This is a genomic window from Pseudoclavibacter sp. RFBB5, from assembly GCF_002931555.1.
Taxonomy (GTDB): Bacteria; Actinomycetota; Actinomycetes; order Actinomycetales; family Microbacteriaceae; genus Pseudoclavibacter.
The window spans coordinates 374045-394289 of sequence record NZ_PSTZ01000001.1 but is presented as its reverse complement, the minus strand read 5'-3'; the positions used below and the strand labels follow the sequence as shown (position 1 = coordinate 394289).

The following is a 20245-nucleotide window of genomic DNA, read 5'->3' as shown; positions in this document are numbered from 1 at the left end:
ACAACTCGCTCCCCCACACCACCTCCACGCAGGTGCCATTGCGCAAGCTGCAGCGATCGATGGGTGCACGCCACCTGGTGATGATCGCCCTCGGCGGGGTCATCGGCTCCGGCCTCTTCCTGAGCTCCGGATACACGATCTCGCAGGCGGGACCGCTCGGCGCCGTCCTCGCCTACGGCATCGGCGCGGTCGTGGTCTACCTCGTGATGACCTGCCTCGGCGAGCTCGCCATCGCGTACCCAGTGTCCGGGGCCTTCCACATCTACGCCGCGCGAAGCATCAACCCCGCCACCGGCTTCACGACGGCCTGGCTCTACTGGCTGTGCTGGGCGGTCGCGCTCGGCTCCGAGTTCACCGCCGCCGGCATCCTCATGCAGCGCTGGTTCCCCGGCGTCGACGTCTGGATCTGGTGCCTCGTCTTCGCCGCGGCGCTCTTCGGCATGAACGCCATCTCGGCGCGAGTGTTCGGAGAGTCGGAGTTCTGGTTCTCCCTGATCAAGGTGACGGCGATCATCGTGCTGATCATCCTCGGCGGTGCGGCGATCTTCGGCTTCGCCCCGTTCGGCGGGCAGGCGGCGGAAAGCGGCCCCGTGCTGTTCAGCAACTTCGACACGCCTGACGGGCTCTTCCCCACCGGCATCTCCGGTGTCCTCGTCACCGCCCTCGCCGTGTTCTACGCGTTCAGCGGCTCCGAGCTCATCGGTGTCGCCGCCGGCGAGACCAAGGACCCTGCGAAGAACATCCCCAAGGCGCTCAAGTCGACGGTCCTGCGCCTCGTGATCTTCTTCATCGGCGCGATCACGGTGATCGCAGCGATCGTCCCGTACGAGGAGACCGGCGTCACCGACAGCCCGTTCGTGACGGTCTTCGAGTACATCGGCATCCCGTTCGCCGCCGACATCATGAACTTCGTGATCATCACGGCGCTGCTCTCCGCGGGCAACAGCGGACTGTTCTCCTGCGCTCGGATGCTCTTCTCGCTGGCCGAGGAAGGCCACGCGCCCCAGGTCTTCACGAAGCTCACCCGCCGCGGCATCCCCCTTGTGGCCCTCAGCGTCAGCATGCTCGGCGGGCTCGCGTCGCTCATCTCGAGCGTCATGGCACCGGAGACGGTCTACCTCGTGCTGGTCTCCGTCGCGGGCTTCGCCGTGGTCGCGGTGTGGATGTCGATCGTCGCCTCGCAGTTCTTCCACCGCCGGAAGTTCGTGCGCAGCGGTGGCGACGTGCGCACGCTGGCCTACCGCACGCCGCTGTACCCGTTCGTGCCCATCCTGGCGTTCGTGCTGCTGAGCGTCTCGATCGTGGCGATCGCCTTCGACCCGAACCAGATCGCAGCCCTCTACTTCGGGGTGCCGTTCGTCATCGCCTGCTACGTGATCTTCTGGTGGCGCTACACCCGCCGTGGCGCGAAGCCGAGGCTCCTCATCGACGAGGAGGCACCCGTCGCCGCCCCGGATGGGACCGCGACCGAGACCGGGCGTGGGCGCTCACCGGAGAGAAGCGCAGAGCAGTGAGCACGCGGATGACGACGGAACCCGTCTGGGTCGAGGTGGATCTCGACGCCATCGAGCACAATCTCCAGGAGATCCAGCGGGAGTTCGCCGGACGCAGCACGCTCTGCATCGTCCTCAAGGCGGACGCCTACGGGCACGGCATCGACCTGCTCGGCCCCGTCGTCATCGCCAAGAACATCGAGATGCTCGGCATCTCGAGTAACCGTGAAGCCGCCCAACTCCGCGCCCTTGGCTTCACGGGGCGTCTCCTGCGGCTGCGTTCTGCGCAGCCGCAGGAGATGCAGGCGGGGGTCCACTGGAACATCGAGGAGTGGATCGGCGGCTTCCCGCACGCCACAACCGCCTCGGCCATCGCCACCGCCTCCGGTCGATCGATTCCCGTTCACCTGTCCGTGAACTCGACCGGCATCACGCGGGAGGGCATCGACGTGTCACGCCCCGCAGGCCTCGCAGAGCTTCGGGCGCTCGCATCCCTCCCCGGACTCGATGTGCGCGGCATCGCGACGCACTTCCCCCTCGAGGATCAGCAGGACATCAGAGCCGGCACGGCCCGGTTCGTCGACGAGGCCGAGACCGCCACGAGCGTGCTGCGAGAGCAGGGTGCCACCTCGCGGATCGACCGCCATTGCGCCACCTCGTACGCGGGCCTGACCGTGCCCGAGTCCCGACTCGACCTCGTCCGCATCGGGGCCGCCCTCTACGGCGACACCGCGGCCGACCCTAAGCGCTTCCGGAGGGCGATGACCGTCAGATCCCGCGTCGCCGCCGTCAACGGATACTCCGCCGGCGAGACCGTCGGCTACGAACGCACCCACGTGCTCGAACGCGACTCCGTGCTCGCCTCGGTCCCGGTCGGCTACGGGGACGGCTTCCATCGGAGCCTGGGCGGTCGCGCGCAGGTGCTCATCCGCGGCAAGCGCGCGCCCGTCATCGACCTGCCCGGCATGAACTGCCTGATCATCGACGTCACGGAGGTCCACGGCGTCTTCCCGGGGGACGATGTCGTGCTCTACGGCAGGCAGGGCGGAGGCGAGGTGACGAGCCACGACCTCGAACTCGCCAACACGCAGATCGCCGCAGACCTCTACACCGCCTGGGGGCGTATCCTCCCCCGATTCGCGGTCGGCAGCGCCGCCCGTCGGCCCGCGCTCGCAGTACGCTGAAGCCCCCACCGTCGCCGACATCCGAGGTGACACGCAGAGAGCTCGACTCCGAGGAGATCGCACCATGCAGCAGCAGTCCTCGCTGGCGCAGGGCCTGTCGCTCCTGACCGCAGCGACGCAGAGGGAGGCCACCGGCCGCTCCGCCTTCACGGTGTCGAGGCTCGCCGACCACACCGGGATCGAACGCAGCCGGGTGTCGCGCCTCACGCAAGAACTCGTCCAGCTGCGGATGCTGGAGAAGAACGAGGAGCTGGTCTTCCGGCCAGGACCTCGCCATTTCCAGGTAGCCGCCGCCCGCCACACCCCGTGGCTGCGAGCGGCACGAAGCGAACTGCGCTCCCTGGTCGCCCGGTTCCCCGTGGATGCGCGCATCTCGGCGTCACTCGGCGACCGCGCACTGCTCCTTCGATTCGAGTCGCCGACGTCGGGGACGACCGCGTCGCTGCGCCCCGGCATGGTCACCCCGATCTGGTGCACGGGGGCCGGGCGTGCGCTCCTCTGGGACTCGTCGCTCGGCACGCTAGAGCAGCTCCTCGGCAACGCGCAGTTCGTCGGCGTCGGCGGACCCCGCGCCGCCTACTCGATCGCCGAGCTGGCCGCCAGAATCGACCGTGATCGGTCAAGCGGTCACGTCGACGCCTTCGAGGAGTTCGAACATGAGTCGAGCGATCTCGCTGTCCCCCTGCGAGGCGAGGGCGAGGTCATCGTGGCCTCGCTCAGCTGCGTCTCCCAAGCCCTCCCGGAAGCCGAGACCCCCGGCCTGATCGCGGCGATGAAGGCCGCGGCCGCGCGCATCACGACACTCGCCACCTCCAACAGCTGAGCGTCAGCAGGCGGGAGCGGCCAGCACTTCGGAGAGGCGCGCGGCGGTCCGGGCCACCGCAGCCCCGAGCTCATCGCTCTTCGGCACCATCTCCGCACGGGCGCCGACGATCTGCACGGCGGCGATCACCTCGCCGCGGAAGTCCCAGATCGGAGCGCCGACCGAGTAGAGCCCCGGTTCTGCTTCCTCATCCACGATCGAGTACCCGCGCCGACGCGCGCGCTCCAGGCGCTCGAGGAAGTCGCCGACATCGACCGGAGCATTCGGCCCTGACGCCCGGAAGTCCGCTGCCGCGAGAACGGCGGCCACCTCGTCGTCGTCGGCATCCCAGAGCGTCCCCTGCCCTGCGTCCGAGCAGAACGCCGGATACGGGCGGCCCAGCCAGGAGCCGATCATGCGAGCGTCCCTCGGCAGTGCCTCCACGATCGTCACCGTGCTGTCACCGCTCAGGACGCCGATGAAGCAGGCCTCGCCGGTGTCCCGCGCGAGCCCCTCGAGCAGCGTGAGGCCATCGATCCTCAGGCGTCGCTCCGTGAGCTCCTGAGCGGTCGCGTAGCCGCGCCATCCGAGCTCGTAGCTCCGGTCATCGCGCCTCAGGACCGAGCCATCCTCGGCAAGGTGCTTCAGCGTTCGCGAGACCTGCGAGCGATCACGGTCGAGCGCACCCGCGACCTGAGCCACCGTCGCACGGTGCGGAGGTGTCCGCGTCAGCTGGGCGAGCGTGGTGAGCACGTCGAGGGCACGCCCCATGCTCGAATTCGACTCCACGCTCGCCAGCCTAGCGAGGGTCAGTGGATCGCGAAGACTCGAGCGGGGAATCCGCTTCCGCCCTGCGGTTTCGGCCAGGTCGCGACGACCGCTGCGCCGGCCGCCGGCACGCGATCAAGACTCGCGAGCAGCTCAACCTGCCACCGATCCCGCTCGAGCAGGAATCGCTCGAGGCTGAAGTCGCCAGCGGAGGTCGCGACACCCGGATCCGTGTCGGTCTGCTCATGACCGACACCCGCGATGTCACGCTCCTCGATCAGAAAGGTGAGCACCTCGCGCGACCATCCGGGCGTGTGGCTCACACCGTCCGAGTCCGTGTTGGCCATGGCTGCGGCGTCGGGCCAGCGGTGGCTCCAATCGGTGCGGAGCGCCACGAAGGCGCGAGCGGGGATCCGTCCGTGCTCCGCCTCCCAGCGCTCGACATCCCGGAGCACCGGCGTCGCATCCGCGTCGCTCGCCGCACGTTCGCTGATGTCGAGGACGACCAGCGGGAGGATCATCTCGGAGACTGGCAGCTCGTCGACAGCCCGCCCTCCGGCGGCGAAGTGCGATGGCGGGTCCACGTGCGTGCCCCACTGTCCGATGAGCGAGTACCGGTGCGCCGTGAATCCGTCTCCACGCTCCAGGGAGAAGAGCTCTTCACGCTCCTCGTCCGGGAACGCCGGGAAATGGGGTTGCCCGGCGTGGAAGGCGTGCGTGAGATCCGTGTAGACGCGCCCCTCGAGCGCAGCGCTCAGCTGCGACCAGGCATCACTCGAGCTGGCGCCGCTCGAGGCCAGCGCGCTCGTCCCCTTCCCCCGCGAGACGAGCGTCACCCCCTCGGTCACCTCGATCACGGGCACCTCCCATGGATGCACCTCGACGATGCGCTCGAGAATCTCGGTGAGCCGAGCAGAGCCGAGTGCGTCGTCGACGTGCGTCGTCACCGCGAGCGTGGGCGAAATCGTCCGCTCGCCAGCGGACCCGAGCGTCGGCTGAGCTCCTGACCCCACGGTGAAGCCCTCGAAGCCGATCGACACCTCGGTCACCGTCTTGTAGTCACCGAAGTCACCGACCTCCGAGAACGACGCGAGCACGTCGCGCAGTGGGCGCACGTCGGGACTCTCCCTGAAGACCGATACGTTGCCGGCGACGACCTCGGCGAACGTGGCCGGCTGCACTGGCCAGTACACCCGGATCCTGCTTCGAACCGTTGTCCTGAGAACCATCGTGTTCCTCTCCTGTGACGCGTCATCGCGTCGTCGTCGTTCCACGCCCTATGCAATATAACCATGTCATAGTGCTAATGTCACACGCATGGAGGGGGTGCAGCAATGACGATGCGGCCACGAGACGAGATCGACGCGCAGATCCTGCGAGAGCTGACCAAGAACGCGCGCATCCCGCTCGTCGCACTTGGGAACCGGGTCCGACTCTCACGCAACGCGGTGAAGCAGCGCATCGAGCGCCTCGAACGAGACGGGGTCATCGAGGGCTACACCCTCGTGCGGGGCAGCGACGCCGACACCCACGACCACCCGATCTCCGCCGTACTTTTCGTCTACCGCGCCGACCGGATGCGCGGGGCCGATGTCCTCGCAACGCTCGCGGAGGTCCCCGAGGTGATCAGATGCGACATCCTGACCGGCGACTACGACCTGTTCGTGCTCCTCGAGGCCCGCTCGGTCGAGCGCATCAAGGAGGTCTGGGAGAGCATCGCCGCCATCCCGGGCGTCAAGAACACCGTGACCTCACTCTCCCTGTCCACGGCCATCCGACACTCGCCGCCCGCAGGCGACTGACCCTGGCCACCACGACCGAGGGCACAGCTCCCTGCGCTACGCGTCGATGCCGGCGGCCTCGAGCGCTGCGAGCAGGCCTGGGAGCCAGGCCAGTGCCGCGTCGCTCGCGGTCTGGCGCGAGCTGGCGTCGTGCCGCCCGTACTCACCGACCCGCTGCGCCCCGAGCTCGGTCATGAGCCGGTCGATGTGCTCGCTGCCCTGGCTGTACGTGTCCGAGTAGGTGGTGTCACCCATTCCGAACATGCCGTAGCGGTAGCCGTCGAGTGCCGGGCGGATGGCGTCGAGCTCCTCCCAGAAGGGCAGAGCCCCGCTCGGCAGCTCACCGTCACCGTGGGTCGAGCACACGAAGAGGTAGAACGTGCCTTCCTCGAGCTCCTCCGGCTCGAAGACGGACATGTCCTCGACCGTGACCTCACGGTCGGGCATGGCGTCCGCAAGGTCGCCGGCGACCATCTCCGCGTTTCCGGACTCCGTTCCGTAGAGGATGACGATGCTCATGAACTGCTCCTAGTTGTCACTGTCGGGGGTTGGGGCTTCTGGCACGGACGGGTGGGAGCTTAGCGGAGCAACCGCGGCCGAGGACCCGGATGAGCTTCGAGCAATGCGCAGGAGACTCTCGGTGTCCTGCTCCTTCGCCCGCACGCGGCCGGGGCCAGCCTGACGCTGCTCGTGCTCGTCGATGACGTTCCACTCGGCGAAGCTCACCGAGACCTCGTCGAGGCGTGCGAGCAGGGCCGCCCGCTCACCCTCGGGCTTCACATCCGCCGATGCAAGCCACTCCTCGACCTCGCGCGCGACCGTCTGCCCTTCGGCGCGGCTCTCGGCGATGGTGCCCTGCGGGCCGCGCCTCGCCCAGCCTGCCGCGAAGACATCCCGCTCGTGACCGAGCAGCGCATGCAGCAGGTGCGCGTCACCGCGGTGGAAGCCGACGGCGGTAACGACCGAGTCGACGTCGAGAGACGCGGGCTCGGCGACCGTCGAAGCACCCTGGGGCTCGAAGGAGCCGGGGCCGGCGACCGAGAGCCGGAGGGGCGAGCCTCCCTCGGACTCAGCGGCAAGCGCGACGGGCGCGACGCCGAACCGGAGGCGCACCGTGATGCGAGGCGTGGTCGGCTGGTCGCGGGCGAGCAGCGCCGCGAGCGCAGCCGCCTGCCCCGATCTCTCCGCAGAATCTTCGAGCGACGAGGCCTCGACGCCGACAACCTCGTAGCGGACATCGTCGATGCGTCCGAGCTCTGCGAGCAGCGAGGGGGTGAACTTCGCCTGGTCGACGAGGGATCGTCCGAGCACCTCGATGGTCCGCAGCTCACCCGAGGCCTGCTCGAGCAGCGGCGAGTGCACGTCGGACCCCTCGAAGTCCGTCTCGTGCTTCGCGAGCAGCCGCACGATGTCGATCGCCACGTTGCCGTTCCCGACGACCGCGACGCGAGCGCCGAGCGAGGGAAGGGACACCTCGTCGCCGGGGTGCTGGTTCAGGATGCGCATGAATCGTCCAGCGCCGACGACTCGCGCGTCGTCGAACCCCGGGAGCGGCAGGTGCGCGTCGGCGTGCAGCCCCGTCGCGACGACGGTTGCGTCGAACGCGCCTCGCACCGACTCGAGGTCGACGTCGCGCCCCACCTCGACGTTGCCGAGGAAGCGCACACCCGAACGGGTGAAGAGTCGATCGAACTGGCGGGTGACAGCCTTGGTCCCGACGTGGTCCGGTGCGACGCCGTAGCGGATGAGGCCGTAAGGCACGGGCAGGCGCTCGAACATGGTGATATCGACGTCGCGCCTCAGCTTGAGCAGCGCCTGCGCCGTATAGCAAGCCGAGGGGCCGCTGCCGATGATCGCGACGGCACGGCGGGGTTCAACGGTCATGCAGTGGTGCTCTCCTCGACTTGCGGGGGCGCGGGAAACGCTCCGCCGAGTATCGCACCTCGGCCCGAGCCGCTGCTTCAGGTTGGAGGCCGGCCGCCGGTCAGGTGGCGATCGTCAGGCGTTGGCGCCCGCTTTCTGCTGCTTCAGCTTCTCCTCTGCCTGCATGGCCTTCTCCTCGACGGGAGCAGTACCCGATTCACGCTGCGCTCGCACGTAGGCGCGTGCCTCGTCCTGACGTTCGCGTTCCGCACCGGAGGCGATGGACGCTCGAATGTGCTCGGGCCCGTAGCCGAACGCGTCGACCAGGTCGCCAGCGTGCGGGCGCAGTCGTGCGATGAGCCGCTCTCGGTATGCGGAGACGGCCTGCGCGCGAGGCACGGAGAGGCGACCCGACATGAGGTACCAGGCGAGGTTCTCCTCGATGAGGCCGAGACCGAAGAGGTCGCGCAGCCACGTGAGCACCTGGCGCGTCTTGCCTTCAGGCATAGCCGCGATCGCGTCGGTGAACGCCTCCCATTGCAGCAGCTGCCCGTGTGCCCGCGCCGCCTCGATGAGGGTCGGCTGGTGGCGGTTGAAGAGCGCGGCCGCTTCGGACTTGGACAGCTTCTTGGCGTTGCGCAGCTTCGCGGCGATCTCGGAGACGAGGGTCTCGACCCGCGCGGTGAGGAGTTCGTGCTGCGTGGCGGGCTGTCGCAGCCAGCCGACCGACCGGGCTCGGCTGCCCCGGTCGAGGACGATCTGGCCGATGCCGCGAAGGCCGGACCCCGAGTAGATGCGTTCGGCCGTCTGCTCGGCGACGATGCGCGTGACCTCGCCCCGGTCGGCACCCTTGAACTGCTCGGCGTAGTCGCTGAGGAGTCGCTTGCCGACGAGCTGCAGCAGCACGTGGTTGTCGCCTTCGAAGGTCGTGTAGATGTCGAGGTCGTGACGCAGTTGCGTGATGCGGTTCTCGGCGAGGAACCCGGCCCCGCCGCACGCCTCTCGTGCCTCCTGCAGCGTGTCGAGGCTGTGCCAGGTGGAGAGGGACTTGAGGGCGGCCGCGAGCGTCTCGAGGTCTTCCCTGTTCTCCGGGGTGTCGAGGTCGCCGGAGAAGACGCCGTGGAACTGCTTCAGCAGGTTCTCGTGCGCGAAGCTCAGCGCGTAGGTCGTCGCGAGACGCGGGATGAGCCGCTTCTGGTGCATCCCGTAGTCGAGCAGCACCGTTTCTTCGCCGTCACCGCCCGCGAACTGCCGCCGCTCGTTGGCGTAGGTGATGGCGATCTTGAGCGCGACCTTCGATGCGGCCACCGAGGCGCCGTCGAGCGAGACTCGCCCCTGGACCAGGGTGCCGAGCATGGTGAAGAAGCGTCGCCCCGGGCTCTTGATGGGCGAGGTGTACGTGCCGTCTTCCGAGACGTCGCCGTAGCGATTAAGGAGGTTGCGTCGAGGCACGCGCACCTGGGTGAAGTGCAGGCGCCCGTTGTCGATGCCGTTGAGGCCACCCTTGACGCCGTCGTCTTCACCGCCGATGCCCGGCAGGAAGTGGCCGCTGTCGTCGCGGATGGGGACGTAGAACGCGTGCACGCCATGCTTCACGTTCTTCGTGATGAGCTGCGCGAACACGACCGCCGCCTTGCCGTGCAGCGCCGCGTTGCCGAGGTAGTCCTTCCACGCCCCGCGGAACGGGGTGTTGATGACCCACTCCTGCGTGGCTTCGTCGTACGTCGCCGTCGTGCCGATCGACGCCACGTCGGAGCCGTGGCCCGTCTCCGTCATGGCGTAGACGCCGGGCACCTCGAGGCTCATGATGCCCGGGAGGAACGTGTCGTGGTGGTAGTCGGTGCCGAGGTGCATGACGGCAGAGCCGAAGAGTCCCCACTGCACGCCGGCCTTGATCTGGAGGCTTGGGTCGGCGACCACGAGCTCCTCGAAGGCAGCGATGTTCCCACCGTGGTTCGCCTCACCGCCGAGGCGCTTCGGGAACGCCAGGTTGACGGCGCCTTCCTCGACGAGGATGTGCAACTGGCCCATCACACGGTCGCGATGTTCCGGCATGGCAAGGGCCGGGTCGTGCCACAGTTCGGGCCGAGCCGAGTTCGCTCGTGCGCGCAGGCGCTCCTCCGGCCAGGTGCCGAGCAGCTGCTGCGACAGCCAGCCGACATCGATGCGGCTCTGCTCGAGAGCAACAGGCTCGTCGAGTTCCGGATCGTTGATGCTGATGTCAGACACGGATGCTCCTTTGCAACGTTGGGATGCCTCCACGCTAGGACGGGCCACCGACACTCGCCATTTCCCGGTGGGAGGGCACGAGGATTCTGCGCGCCAGAACCCCCCGAATTGCACACTTCATACAACTCAGCGGGCCAAGCGTTAGCTTGACCCGCTAGAGATGTGCGGTGATGCCGGCTGTTGCGGCCTGCGCCTACCCCTTGAGGGCGTCGCTGAGCTTCACACGTCCGCCGATGCGGAGGATGGAGTTCTCGTAGATACGGGCCCCGATCATGATCGACACCGCACTCGTCACGATGAGGATCACCAGCGCCAGGATCGGCTCCCACCATTCGGCCTGCCCGAGCACGACGCGCAGCGGCATCGCGATGGTCGCCGAGAACGGGATGTAGCTGAGGATCGTCATGAGCAGCGCGTTGCTGTTGAAGAGGATCACGAGCATGTACGGGATGAGCATGAGCATCATGAGGGGCGTCGTGACGCTGCCCACCTCCTCTTGCCTCGACACCATCGCGGATGCGCCCGCGTACAGCGTGGCGATCAGCACGAAGCCGAACACGAACAGCACCAGGAACCAGACGAAGCCCGGCCCGATGAGCGAGAACAGCGCCCCCTGGCCCGTCGCGGCGAGCGCTATGGCTGCGGCGGCGAGGATCGCCGCCACCTGGATGAGCGCCAGGATGCTGTTGCCGATGACCTTGCCCGCCATGATGACGCGGGGCGTGACCGTGGAGAGCAGGATCTCGACGATGCGCGACTGCTTCTCCTCGACGACGCTCTGCGCGATCGTGTACGCATAGCCCATCGCGGCCATGAAGTAGAGCACGCCGAACGCGACGGCCATGATGTACCCGAGGGCCGGGTTCACCTCGGGAGCCTCGAGCGAGAACGACGGGGGCACCTGAGCGAGGGCCATGGAGTCCTCGGTCGGCACCCCGTCGAGCCCGACGAGCACAAACGCACCGTCACCGAGGTCGCTCGCCGGCTGCCCGTCGCCCGTGAAGAGCTCAAGGCCTCGAGCATCGGCCGGTGTCAGCACCGCGTACTCGACCTCGCCGTCTCGCACGAGCTGGGCAGCGGCCTCAGCGGATGCGACCTCGGTCGCCTCGAGGCCAGCCGTGGAAGCGATCGACGTCGTGTCGGACACCGTCGCCACCTTCGTCGATCCGCCCCCGATGGCGTCACCGAACAGCGCGACCGCCACGATGCCGCCCGCGACGAGCAGCAGGGTGATGAGGAACGAGATCTGCTGGGCGCGCGAGCGAGCCTGCACGAGGATCTCTCGCTTGGCGATGAGCTGGATGCCCTTCGCCGAGCTGAGGCCGAATTGACGAGGCCGCGGCGCCGCGGCTGCGGCCCGCTGGGGAGACGTGGTTTCCTGTGTGTTCGTCATGCGACGACCTCCCGGTAGATGTCGGAGAGCTTCACGATGTGGCGACCGAAGCCGAAGACCGGGCCCCGGTCGAGGGCCGTGCGGAGGATGCGCTGCGCCGTCTCCCCCGAGTCGGCGACGAAGATCGCATCCCCTCGGTCGAATTCGAGGACCTTGATGCCCGGCTCGTCTCGGAGCCAGCCGGCGTCTCCGGCGACGGAGATGCGGTGCATGCCCTCGGAGTGGCGCTCCTGCAGCTCGTGTCGGTCGCCGCTCGCTCTGATGGCTCCCCCGGAGATGATGACGAGGTTGTCGCTGAGCCGCTCGACGACGTCCAGCTGGTGGCTGGAGAAGAGCACGGGGACGCCGCGGGCCGCGAAGCCCTGCAGCGTCTCGAGGACGACCTCGACGGCGAGCGGGTCGAGTCCGGAGAACGGCTCGTCCAGGATGAGCATCTCGGGCTCGTGCGCCAGCGACGCGGCGATCTGCGCCCGCTGCTGGTTGCCGAGCGAGAGGTCCTCCACGTTGTCGTCTGCCCGCTCTGTGAGCCCCAGGTCATCGAGGAAGCGGTCGGCGTTCTTGGCCGCCTCCTTGGCGCTGAGTCCGTGCAGCTCGGCGAAGTAGGTGACCTGCTCCTTCACCTTCATCTTCGGGTAGAGGCCACGCTCTTCCGGCATGTACCCGAAGCGGGCCCGGTCGGTCACGACGACGGGACGGCCGTCGATCGTGACGACTCCGGCATCCGGCTTCACGACGCCGAGGATCGTGCGCATCGTCGTGGTCTTGCCCGCGCCGTTGCCGCCGACGAAGCCCGTGAGCTTGCCCGGCTCCACGGAGAAGCTCACATCGTCGAGCACCTTGCGGTCGCCGTAGGTCTTGGAGATGTTCTGGATCTCGAGCATCACCCCTCCTGTCTCGCGCGACGTCCGACGCCGCACCGTCTCTGGGTATGCAGAAGACGCTACGGACAACGGCGGGTCGAGGGATCGGCCGCGCGACGGAACTCGAGCTCTGCCGCTTCATCCGCTCGGGTGAGGTGGTGGTCGCTCGGCCTGAGGGGCGCTATTCGACGGGCGCGACGACGCCCACGTTGTAGGCGAAGATGACCGCGTGGATGCGGTCGCGCACCCCGATCTTCGCGAGCAGGTTCGAGACATGCGTCTTCACGGTGGCTTCGGACACGAACAGACGCGCCGCGATGTCCGCGTTGCTGAGACCCTCCGCGATGAGGGCCAGCACTTCGCTCTCGCGCTCGGTGAGGCTCGCGAGCGCAGGATGCTGGGTGGGTGCCAGCGACGTGCCCTCTTCGTGCACGCCGGCCTGCAGCGCATCCGCGACCTGCGTCGGGGCCGACTCCGGGGCGTCGTGGAGCATGCCGGCGATGACGCCACGTGTGACCTGAGGATCGAGCAGGGCATCGCCTGAGTGGACGACCCGCACGGCCTCGACGAGCGTCTCCGGCGGCGAGTTCTTCAGCACGAATCCGCTCGCTCCAGCGCGCAGCGAGTCGCGGACGGCGGCCTCGTCGCGGAAGGTCGTCAGCATGAGCACACGCGGGGCGGCGTCGCCGAGCTGCATGATCTCGCGGGTCGCTGCGATGCCGTCGAGCACGGGCATCTGCACGTCCATGCACACGAGGTCTGGCTTGAGCCGCTCGACGACGGCGACGGCTTCGCGCCCGTCTGTCGCCTCGCCGACGACGACGATATCGGCCTCGGACTCGAGGATCAGCTTGAAGCCCATGCGCACGAGCTGGTGATCGTCGACCAGCACCACGCGGATCTGTTCAGACACTTGGCCTCCTTTGGCACCCGCAGCAGCGGTGTCGTTCTCGTGACCGTATGCGGGCGAGGTTACCGGGAGTTGTCCGAGTGGCGCTGGAGTCCAGGGGCACGTCGTCACACCTGCCGGTCATAGGGCACCCGGAGGAGAACCCGGAAACCTCCGCCACCGCGCTTGCTGGTGGTGACCTCGCCTCCCGCCGCGCGGGCTCGTTCCCGCATGCCCACGAGCCCGAGCCCGCCGGCGCTGTTCGTGTGCTTCGCGGCAGCGGCGTGGGCGAAGGATGCTGGCCCGTCGTCGGTCACATCGAGTTCGATTCCGCGTTCCAGATAGCGCAGCCGGACGTCGGCGGGAGCCTCGGGGCCGGCATGCTTCCGCGTGTTGGTCAGCGCCTCCTGCAGCACGCGGTACACCGCGATGCCGGTCAGCGGCGACACCGGCCGCGGCTCCCCGAATGTGCTGAATTCAACCCGCATGCCGGCCCCGCGCAGCTCCTCGATGAGCGCCGGCACCTGCTCGACGGTGTGCGTCGAAGGCGCGGATGCTCCTGCTTGCACTCCCGGTGCGCCGTCGTCGGGCGCCGGCGCACCGTCGGCGTCGTCCGCATCCGCGCTGCGCAGCGTCGTGAGGAGCGAATGGAGCTCCTCGATCGCGACGCGTGCGCTCTGCTCGACACCGAGCAGAGCCTGCTGCGATTTCTCTGGCGAAGTCTCTGCGGTGCGCCGAGCCGCGGCCGCCTGCAGGCCCATGAGCGAGACGTGATGCGCGACCACGTCGTGGAGTTCTCTCGCGATACGGACACGATCGAGGCGGATCGCCTGCTCTCCCACGCGCTTGCGCTCGTCAGCCAGCGCCTCCGCGTACTCCTCCAGCTCACGCGTGCGCTCCTCGAGCGCGGCGCGCTGCCCCGCCCGCCGGTAGTCGGAGTTGCCGAACCAGAAGGCGCCGATGAAGTAGAGCACGTTGATGAGCAGCGTGTAGGCCGTGAAGACGCTCGAGATCCAGTTCTCGCTGTCGCTCGACTCCGAGAACGCGAAGAGGAGCGTCGCACGAGTGAAGGCGTCGACGACGGCCCACACGGTCATGCCGACCGTGATGGCGATGCGCAGCAGCGTCACCATCACCCGCTGGTTGCTCCAGGCACCCGCCGTGAAGATGAGCAGGAAGTACCCGATCTGCGTGACGACGGTGTCGAGGTACGTGAAGGCGAACGCCGACACGAACGCGACCGTGCTGAGCACGAGCATCCACAACGGGAATCGGCGGCGCAACGCGATGGCGACGCCGTACATCGCGGGCACGAGGACCATGCCGACCAGCGCTGCAGCCGGATCTTCGTCGTGGAGCAGGGCGCCGACTTCAGAGGGGTCGGCCCCCTTGCGCAGCTCGAGCACCGCCCAGTTCGAGAACACCATGAGGCCGACCGCGATGAGCGCCACGATGATGTCGGTGCGCAGCGCACGCCGAGATGGGCCGGGTCGCTGCCAGTCGGACGGATGCTCGGCATCGAGGCCCTGGAGTCGCTGCCAGAGATCGCTGCCGCGCGGTGACGAGATCATGGGCTCAAGGCTAGGCGCAGCCCCCGACATTCCACGCGCGCGCGTCGCGGGGCACGCGAACGTGTCAGTCGAGCAGGCCGGTCGGCTCGGCGGGGAGACGGCGCCAGGCGGCGTGCAGCCAGATGGCTCCGACGATCGCCGAGCCGAGCCCGACGACCAGCTGCACCGCGCCGTTCGCGCTCGCACCCGTGATCGCGAGCACACCCGTCAGCAGAAGACCCGTGACCGCGAGCACGGAGAGGATGCTGCCCGCAGTCCGAGCGCCCTCCGCCCGCTTCCGCTTGGGTGAGCCGAGGATCTTCCAGATCGCGCCGTAGCCGACGACGATGACCACGATCGAGACCACGACACTCAGGATGCTCGCCGACCGGAACTCGGATTCCTGCTGCCAGTTCGCGAGCGCACCGGCCGCGACCATGACCGCGAGGAGGATCGTGAGCCGCCGGAGCCTCGACACGCGCGCCGGGGTGAGCGACCGCTCAGGCTCTGCTGCACGTGGCACGTCGTAGCCCGGGCGAGGTTCTTCGTACGAAGGGGAATCAGGCATGCCTCAAGCCTGCCACGTCGAGCTGATGCCTCCCGGACGAGCGTGGAGTCTTCTCGCCCGCTGGCGCAGCACGTCATCGTCCGATCCGGCACCCGCACCCGCAAGCGCCTGGAGCGCGCCGGCAAGCGCATCCGCGCCCACCGCCTTCGCACCCGCGTCATCCGCGATCAGCTCGATGAGCAGCGCCGTCGCGCGCGACAGGTTCTTCGCGCCCGTGTACCGCGGGAGGCACGCCTCGTTGACCTCGGCGAGCCGCTGGGCGAGGGCGTGGAACCTGACCAGGTGACAGCGCTCATGCGCGACGACCGCTTCCAGCTGCTCGCGCGTCAGCAGCTGCTCGAGTCCGCTCGACACGATGACCACCGGAGCGGGCCCGGCCGCCGCGAGCGCGTGCGGTGCCGGAGACTCGACGAAGCGCACGAGGGCCCCGCCGATGCGCTCATCCCTGTAGGACAGCACGCGCGCAGCATCCCGCAGCTCGTCGTTCGCGCGCCTGCCGTCAGCCAGAGCCCGCCCGGAACGACGCGTGACGATGAACCCCCAGCCGAACATGGCGATCAGGCCGACGCTCGCGACGACCGAGGCGAGCGCGATCTCGAAGCCGCTGAGCCAGCTGCCCTCGTCATGCTCCCAGGTGAGCACAGCGACGACCGACAGCGCGACGGCCGCCAGCAGCGCGAGCGAGCCGCCGACGACGGCGCCGTGCCACAGTCCGAGAGCCAGCTGCGGATGCTGCACCTGCCAGGTGCCCCGGGTGAGGAGCGACGGTGCCGCGAGCATCGTGAAGACCGCGAACGCGAGACACGCGAGCGCAGGGATGATCCACACTTCGGATCACTCGCGTCCGGGCAGGAACCCCGGACGCCCGCTTGGAGCCATGGTGGAACCCGGTCCGGCTCCGGCTAGCTGGCCGATGCGGGCTCGGAAGCCGAGACAGGCGAGTGCTGCAGAGCCGCGCGAAGGAGGTCTGCGTCACGGGCGTCGAGGTTGCCTGCGAACTTCAGGAGCGCGGCCTCGCGGCCGTCGATCGTCTTGAGCGCATTCAGCATCGCCCTGGAGGCGTGCTCGGCTTCGGTCTGCGTCGCAGCGAAGCGGATGCCGCGCTGCTCGTGGCCGACGCGCGTCACATCACCCTTCGCCCGCAGGCGGTCGAGGGCGGTGAGGATGGTCGTGGACGCGGGAACCCGGCCCGGGAACCGGTCCTGGATCTCACGGGCCGTGAGCGGCTCGTCGGCGGTCCACAGGAGCCGCAGCACGACGAGTTCGAGCTCACCCCGTGCTCGAGTGCGAGTTCCTGGCATTGTGCTGCTCCAATTCTTGACGCGGATCTGCCGTGGGGAACGTCACCCAGATCTCCGCGAGCCTTCAGGCTATCAAGCTCCACGGCCTGTCGCGCGCGTCGCTCTACAGTTTGTAGACTTGCACCAGCCCGTGACCCCAGCGGGATCGTGTCCCGCTGAGGGAAGGCGTGGAGCCCAATGAGAAACGTCAGCACTCGTCTGCTCATGAGCTGTGCCGCGATCGGAGTCGCGGGCGGAGTCGTGTTCACCGTCAACGCCTACATCGGCGGCGCCGTCTCGAATCTCCTCCCACTCGTGTACGGGCTCACGATCGGCCTGTACTTCATTCCGGGGGCACTCGCGCAGGCGCTGTTCCGCCGCCCGTGGGTCGGCCTCATCACCTCGGCCCTCGCCGGACTCGTCGCGAGCCCGTTCCAGCCGATCGCATTCGGCGCGTTCCTCATCGGCGTCGGCATCGGGGTGCTCCAGGAGCTGCCGTTCCTGGTCACACGCTACCGACGCTGGTCGGCGTGGCTGTTCCTCGCCGGGTCGCTGTTCGCGGGCCTCGTCATGACCGCCGCCGCGTTCCGCATCCTCGACGGCGGCGGGTACGACGCGCTCGGCACGGCGCTCCTCATCGGCAGCTTCCTCGTGTCGCCTCCGCTCTGCACGATGCTCGCGGTCTGGCTCGCGAAGCAGCTCGAGCGTGCAGGCATCGGCCGTGACCTGCGGCTCGCGGAAGACCGCAGAGCACCCAGGTGACGTCCCCGCTCCTGCGGGTCGAACGTCTCTCCGTCACCCACTTCGACGCTGCGGCTCCGCGCCCCGACGGCGTCTCGTTCTCAATCTCCCGCGGCGAGGCGGTGCTGCTCCTCGGCCCGTCCGGGTGCGGCAAATCGACGCTCGCCCGCGCACTGAACGGGCTCATCCCGCAGTCGCTCGGGGCAGACGTGACCGGGAGGGTGCTGCTCGCGGACGGCGCAGACGAGTCGAAGGCAGAAGGAACGGGCGGGGCGCGGGCGGAAGGGGCGCGGGCAGGCGCCGACTGGCGGGACGTCGCCGAGCTCGGCGTCGCCGCCGCAAGCCAGTACGTCGCCATGGTGTTCCAGGACGCGGACGCGCAGATCGTGACCGGCCAGGTCTTCGATGAGGTCGCCTTCGGCCCAGAGAACCTCCGTCTTCCGGTCCAGGAGATCGAGACGAGGGTCGAGGCGTCGCTCGCCCAGCTCGGTCTGTGGTCGCGGCGCGAGGACTCTCCGGATGTGCTCTCCGGCGGGGGCAGGCAGCGGCTCGCCATCGCAAGCGCGCTCGCCATGGGCTCGCGGCTCCTGGTGCTCGACGAGCCGACGGCGAACCTCGACCAGGCGGCGAAGCACGCCATCTACCTGGCGCTCGGCGAGCTCGTGCGAGCGGGAACGCACGGCCTCCTGCTCATCGAGCACGACCTCGATGAGGCGCTGACGATCGCCACCCGCGTCATCGTGCTCGACTCCGACGGGCGTCTCGTGCTCGACGGCCCGCCCCGCGAGATCTTCGGGCAGCACTCGGACAGGCTCCGCGAGCTCGGCGTCTGGTTCCCCGTCGCACACGAGGCTGCGGCGGTCTTCACCGAGGCCGGCTGGGATCTGGGCGCGGCACCGCTGCCGCTGCTCGGCACCGAGCTCGCGCGGCGCCTCGAGCACGCGGCCTCACCGACAGCGACCGACCTGCGCATCGGTCTGCGGCCAACTTCGGTGACTACTCGCGCCGAATCGACCACAGACACCCCTGCGACCCAGCACTTGTCACCGAAGTCGGCCGCGTCCCCCGAGCAGTCCGGAACGCAACCGGCCTCCCCTCGCCTCGACGTCCGCGAGCTCACCGTCACCCGCGGCCGCACACAAGTGCTCGGGCCAGTTGCCCTGAGCATCCAGCCCGGCACGATCACGGCCGTCGTCGGGCACAACGGGGCAGGCAAATCGACCCTGCTGCAAGCCCTCGCGGGTGTGCGTCGCGCGCCGCGAGGCACCGTGCTGCTCGACGGGCAGGACATCTCCCGGATGCGGGCGGGTGAACTCCGCGCCCGCGTCGGCTACGTGTTCCAGAACCCGGAGCACCAGTTCCTCACGCACACCGTGCGAGACGAGCTCGCGTTCGAGATCGGGCGAGGGGCGGCGGATGCACGGAGCCGGGTCGACGAGATGCTCGAGCGCTTCGGGCTCGCCGAGCACGCCGACCGGCATCCGTTCCTCCTCTCCGGCGGTCAGAAGCGGAGGCTCACGGTGGCCGCCGCCCTCCTCGACGGGGCCGACGTGCTGGTGCTCGACGAGCCGACTTTCGGGCAGGACAAGGCGCGCGCCGATGAGCTCGTCTCGCTGCTGCGTGAGCTCCACCGAGACGGGGCCACGCTGGTGCTCGCGACGCACGACCTGCAGCTCGTGACGGAACTCGCGACGCACCTCCTGGTTCTCGAGGGTGGCGTGGTCGCCGCGCACGGCGAAGTCGGCGACGTCGTGTCCTCCGGTGCGCTCGAGGCCGCGGGCCTTGGCCTGCCGCCGCTTGCGCGCGCACTCGCGGACGTGCGCAGTCACCCAGGCCTGCGCGGCATCACGTCGATCTCTCGGCTCGAGGCTGAGCTCGCTCGCCAGTCCTCGGCGAACCTGCGCGGTGCGTCGTGAGCGCAGGCGACGCACTCGCCTCGCGGCCCAGTGTCGCGCGCTCGCGCGCCGAGCGCCTGCCCTGGCTGCACCGGCGCACCCCGCTCGTGAAGATCGCCGCGACGTTGCCCGCGATCATCGCGATGTTCGTGGTGCGCGACGCTTTCAGCCCAGCGCTGCTGATCGTTCTCTGCGGCATCGCGATTCTGAGCGGGGCGCGCTTGTCTGCCCGAAGCGCCCTGCTGCTGATCGCCGGCGTGCCCGTCGTGCTGGCGGTCCTGTCGGTGACCCTCGGCGTCTGGGTCGACCCGACGGTGTCCGGCGAGACGACAAGCGCCGCTCCCCTGCTCGCCGCGCTCGCGCTCGACGGCACGGCGACCATCTTCGAGCTCGCCGGCCGGCCCTTCACGGTGGCCGCCTGGGCCACCGGACTCGGCACAGCGCTCCGCCTCGTCGCGATCGTGCTGCTGTCGCTCGTCGGCGGGATCGCCACGGCGGGCGACGACTTCGTGCGCTCCCTGGTGCAGCACCTGCACGTGCCCTACCGCTTCGGCTACGCCGCGATGGCCGCCTTCAGGTTCGTGCCGAGGTTCCGGTCTGAACTCGAGGTGATCCGAGCCGCCCGGCGCGTGCGCGGCGTCGATCGAGGTCGGGGGCCGCTCGCCTGGCTTCGCTCGCAGCTCGACGTCACGATCCCTCTGCTCGCGGGCGCGCTGCGGCACGCTGACCGGGTCGCGCTCTCGATGGATGCGCGCGCGTTCGGCTTCGCCCCGACGCGCACCGAGCGCCACATCCTCCGCACGGACGCCGCCGACTGGGCACTCGTGGCCGTCGCGTGGACCGCGACGGCGGCCGCATTGCTCGCGTCGAGCCACCTGGGCTGAACGATCCCGCCAATCTCGGGATGGGTTCCTCATCTCGGGATGGGGTGCAACCCATCTGGAAGTGA

At 69.0% G+C, this 20245-nt stretch carries 19 protein-coding genes; 7 read left to right on the top strand and 12 right to left on the bottom strand.

The features are described from left to right. The first annotated feature begins 59 nt into the window (after positions 1 to 59). The 3 genes from C5B97_RS01900 (at position 60) to C5B97_RS01890 (ending at position 3500) form a co-directional block, all read left to right on the top strand. Positions 60 to 1514: an amino acid permease gene (locus C5B97_RS01900; RefSeq protein WP_258067855.1), complete on the top strand. Its 1455-nt coding sequence runs from the start codon at positions 60 to 62 to the stop codon at positions 1512 to 1514. Between the two features lie 8 nt (positions 1515 to 1522). Next, positions 1523 to 2677, top strand: a complete 1155-nt coding sequence (alr, locus tag C5B97_RS01895; protein ID WP_104310437.1) for an alanine racemase — start codon at positions 1523 to 1525, stop codon at positions 2675 to 2677. A gap of 64 nt (positions 2678 to 2741) precedes the next feature. Beyond that, entirely contained in the window at positions 2742 to 3500 is a 759-nt protein-coding gene (locus tag C5B97_RS01890; protein ID WP_104310436.1) for an IclR family transcriptional regulator, read from the top strand. A gap of 3 nt (positions 3501 to 3503) precedes the next feature. Here the strand turns inward: C5B97_RS01890 and C5B97_RS01885 are convergent, their stop codons facing one another. Continuing rightward, positions 3504 to 4268, bottom strand: coding sequence for an IclR family transcriptional regulator (locus C5B97_RS01885; protein WP_258065797.1), 765 nt, complete (start codon positions 4266 to 4268; stop codon positions 3504 to 3506). Positions 4269 to 4288: 20 nt separating this feature from the next. Then, entirely contained in the window at positions 4289 to 5005 is a 717-nt protein-coding gene (locus tag C5B97_RS18130) for a cyclase family protein (RefSeq protein ID WP_244295948.1), read from the bottom strand. A 576-nt stretch (positions 5006 to 5581) separates the two neighbouring features. On the opposite strand from C5B97_RS18130, the gene C5B97_RS01875 reads away from it, so the two are divergent. After that, positions 5582 to 6049 carry an Lrp/AsnC family transcriptional regulator gene (locus C5B97_RS01875; RefSeq protein ID WP_104251644.1) on the top strand — a complete coding sequence of 156 codons (468 nt, stop codon included), beginning with the start codon at positions 5582 to 5584 and terminating at the stop codon, positions 6047 to 6049. A gap of 36 nt (positions 6050 to 6085) precedes the next feature. Here C5B97_RS01875 and C5B97_RS01870 read toward each other — a convergent pair whose 3' ends face one another. The 10 genes from C5B97_RS01870 to C5B97_RS01825 all read right to left on the bottom strand — a co-directional run bounded on the left by C5B97_RS01870 (position 6086) and on the right by C5B97_RS01825 (position 16681). Continuing rightward, positions 6086 to 6547, bottom strand: a complete 462-nt coding sequence (locus tag C5B97_RS01870; protein WP_104310435.1) for a flavodoxin domain-containing protein — start codon at positions 6545 to 6547, stop codon at positions 6086 to 6088. 9 nt (positions 6548 to 6556) lie between these two features. Then, positions 6557 to 7912: an FAD-dependent oxidoreductase gene (locus C5B97_RS01865; RefSeq protein ID WP_104310434.1), complete on the bottom strand. Its 1356-nt coding sequence runs from the start codon at positions 7910 to 7912 to the stop codon at positions 6557 to 6559. A 114-nt stretch (positions 7913 to 8026) separates the two neighbouring features. Continuing rightward, positions 8027 to 10111 (bottom strand): acyl-CoA dehydrogenase, encoded by a 2085-nt coding sequence (locus C5B97_RS01860; protein WP_258067854.1) that lies wholly within the window; start codon positions 10109 to 10111, stop codon positions 8027 to 8029. Positions 10112 to 10313: 202 nt separating this feature from the next. Further along, positions 10314 to 11513 carry an ABC transporter permease gene (locus C5B97_RS01855; protein WP_104310432.1) on the bottom strand — a complete coding sequence of 400 codons (1200 nt, stop codon included), beginning with the start codon at positions 11511 to 11513 and terminating at the stop codon, positions 10314 to 10316. Then, a complete protein-coding gene (locus C5B97_RS01850) occupies positions 11510 to 12394 on the bottom strand; it encodes an ABC transporter ATP-binding protein (protein WP_104310431.1) in 885 nt (294 codons plus the stop codon). Before C5B97_RS01850 ends, C5B97_RS01855 begins: the two co-directional genes overlap by 4 nt. A 160-nt stretch (positions 12395 to 12554) precedes the next feature. Further along, positions 12555 to 13286 (bottom strand): response regulator transcription factor, encoded by a 732-nt coding sequence (locus C5B97_RS01845; RefSeq protein ID WP_104310430.1) that lies wholly within the window; start codon positions 13284 to 13286, stop codon positions 12555 to 12557. A gap of 104 nt (positions 13287 to 13390) precedes the next feature. Then, the gene (locus tag C5B97_RS01840) at positions 13391 to 14833 is read right to left on the bottom strand and encodes a sensor histidine kinase (RefSeq protein WP_181026853.1); all 1443 of its coding nucleotides are present in this window, start codon (positions 14831 to 14833) and stop codon (positions 13391 to 13393) included. A gap of 64 nt (positions 14834 to 14897) precedes the next feature. Beyond that, on the bottom strand, positions 14898 to 15380 hold the full coding sequence (locus C5B97_RS01835; protein ID WP_146080691.1) for a hypothetical protein: 483 nt from the start codon (positions 15378 to 15380) through the stop codon (positions 14898 to 14900). Between the two features lie 3 nt (positions 15381 to 15383). Beyond that, positions 15384 to 16208 carry a M48 family metalloprotease gene (locus C5B97_RS01830; RefSeq protein WP_104310427.1) on the bottom strand — a complete coding sequence of 275 codons (825 nt, stop codon included), beginning with the start codon at positions 16206 to 16208 and terminating at the stop codon, positions 15384 to 15386. A gap of 74 nt (positions 16209 to 16282) precedes the next feature. Further along, positions 16283 to 16681, bottom strand: a complete 399-nt coding sequence (locus C5B97_RS01825; protein WP_104310426.1) for a BlaI/MecI/CopY family transcriptional regulator — start codon at positions 16679 to 16681, stop codon at positions 16283 to 16285. Positions 16682 to 16858: 177 nt separating this feature from the next. Here C5B97_RS01825 and C5B97_RS01820 point away from each other — a divergent pair, with 177 nt between their 5' ends. The 3 genes from C5B97_RS01820 to C5B97_RS01810 are packed head-to-tail and all read left to right on the top strand — an operon-like array spanning position 16859 to position 20180. After that, the gene (locus tag C5B97_RS01820) at positions 16859 to 17422 is read left to right on the top strand and encodes an ECF transporter S component (protein ID WP_104310425.1); all 564 of its coding nucleotides are present in this window, start codon (positions 16859 to 16861) and stop codon (positions 17420 to 17422) included. After that, positions 17419 to 19317: an ABC transporter ATP-binding protein gene (locus C5B97_RS01815; RefSeq protein WP_104310424.1), complete on the top strand. Its 1899-nt coding sequence runs from the start codon at positions 17419 to 17421 to the stop codon at positions 19315 to 19317. The genes C5B97_RS01820 and C5B97_RS01815 overlap by 4 nt, the downstream gene beginning before the upstream one ends. Further along, entirely contained in the window at positions 19314 to 20180 is an 867-nt protein-coding gene (locus tag C5B97_RS01810; protein WP_104310423.1) for an energy-coupling factor transporter transmembrane protein EcfT, read from the top strand. Before C5B97_RS01815 ends, C5B97_RS01810 begins: the two co-directional genes overlap by 4 nt. Positions 20181 to 20245 lie beyond the last annotated feature (65 nt).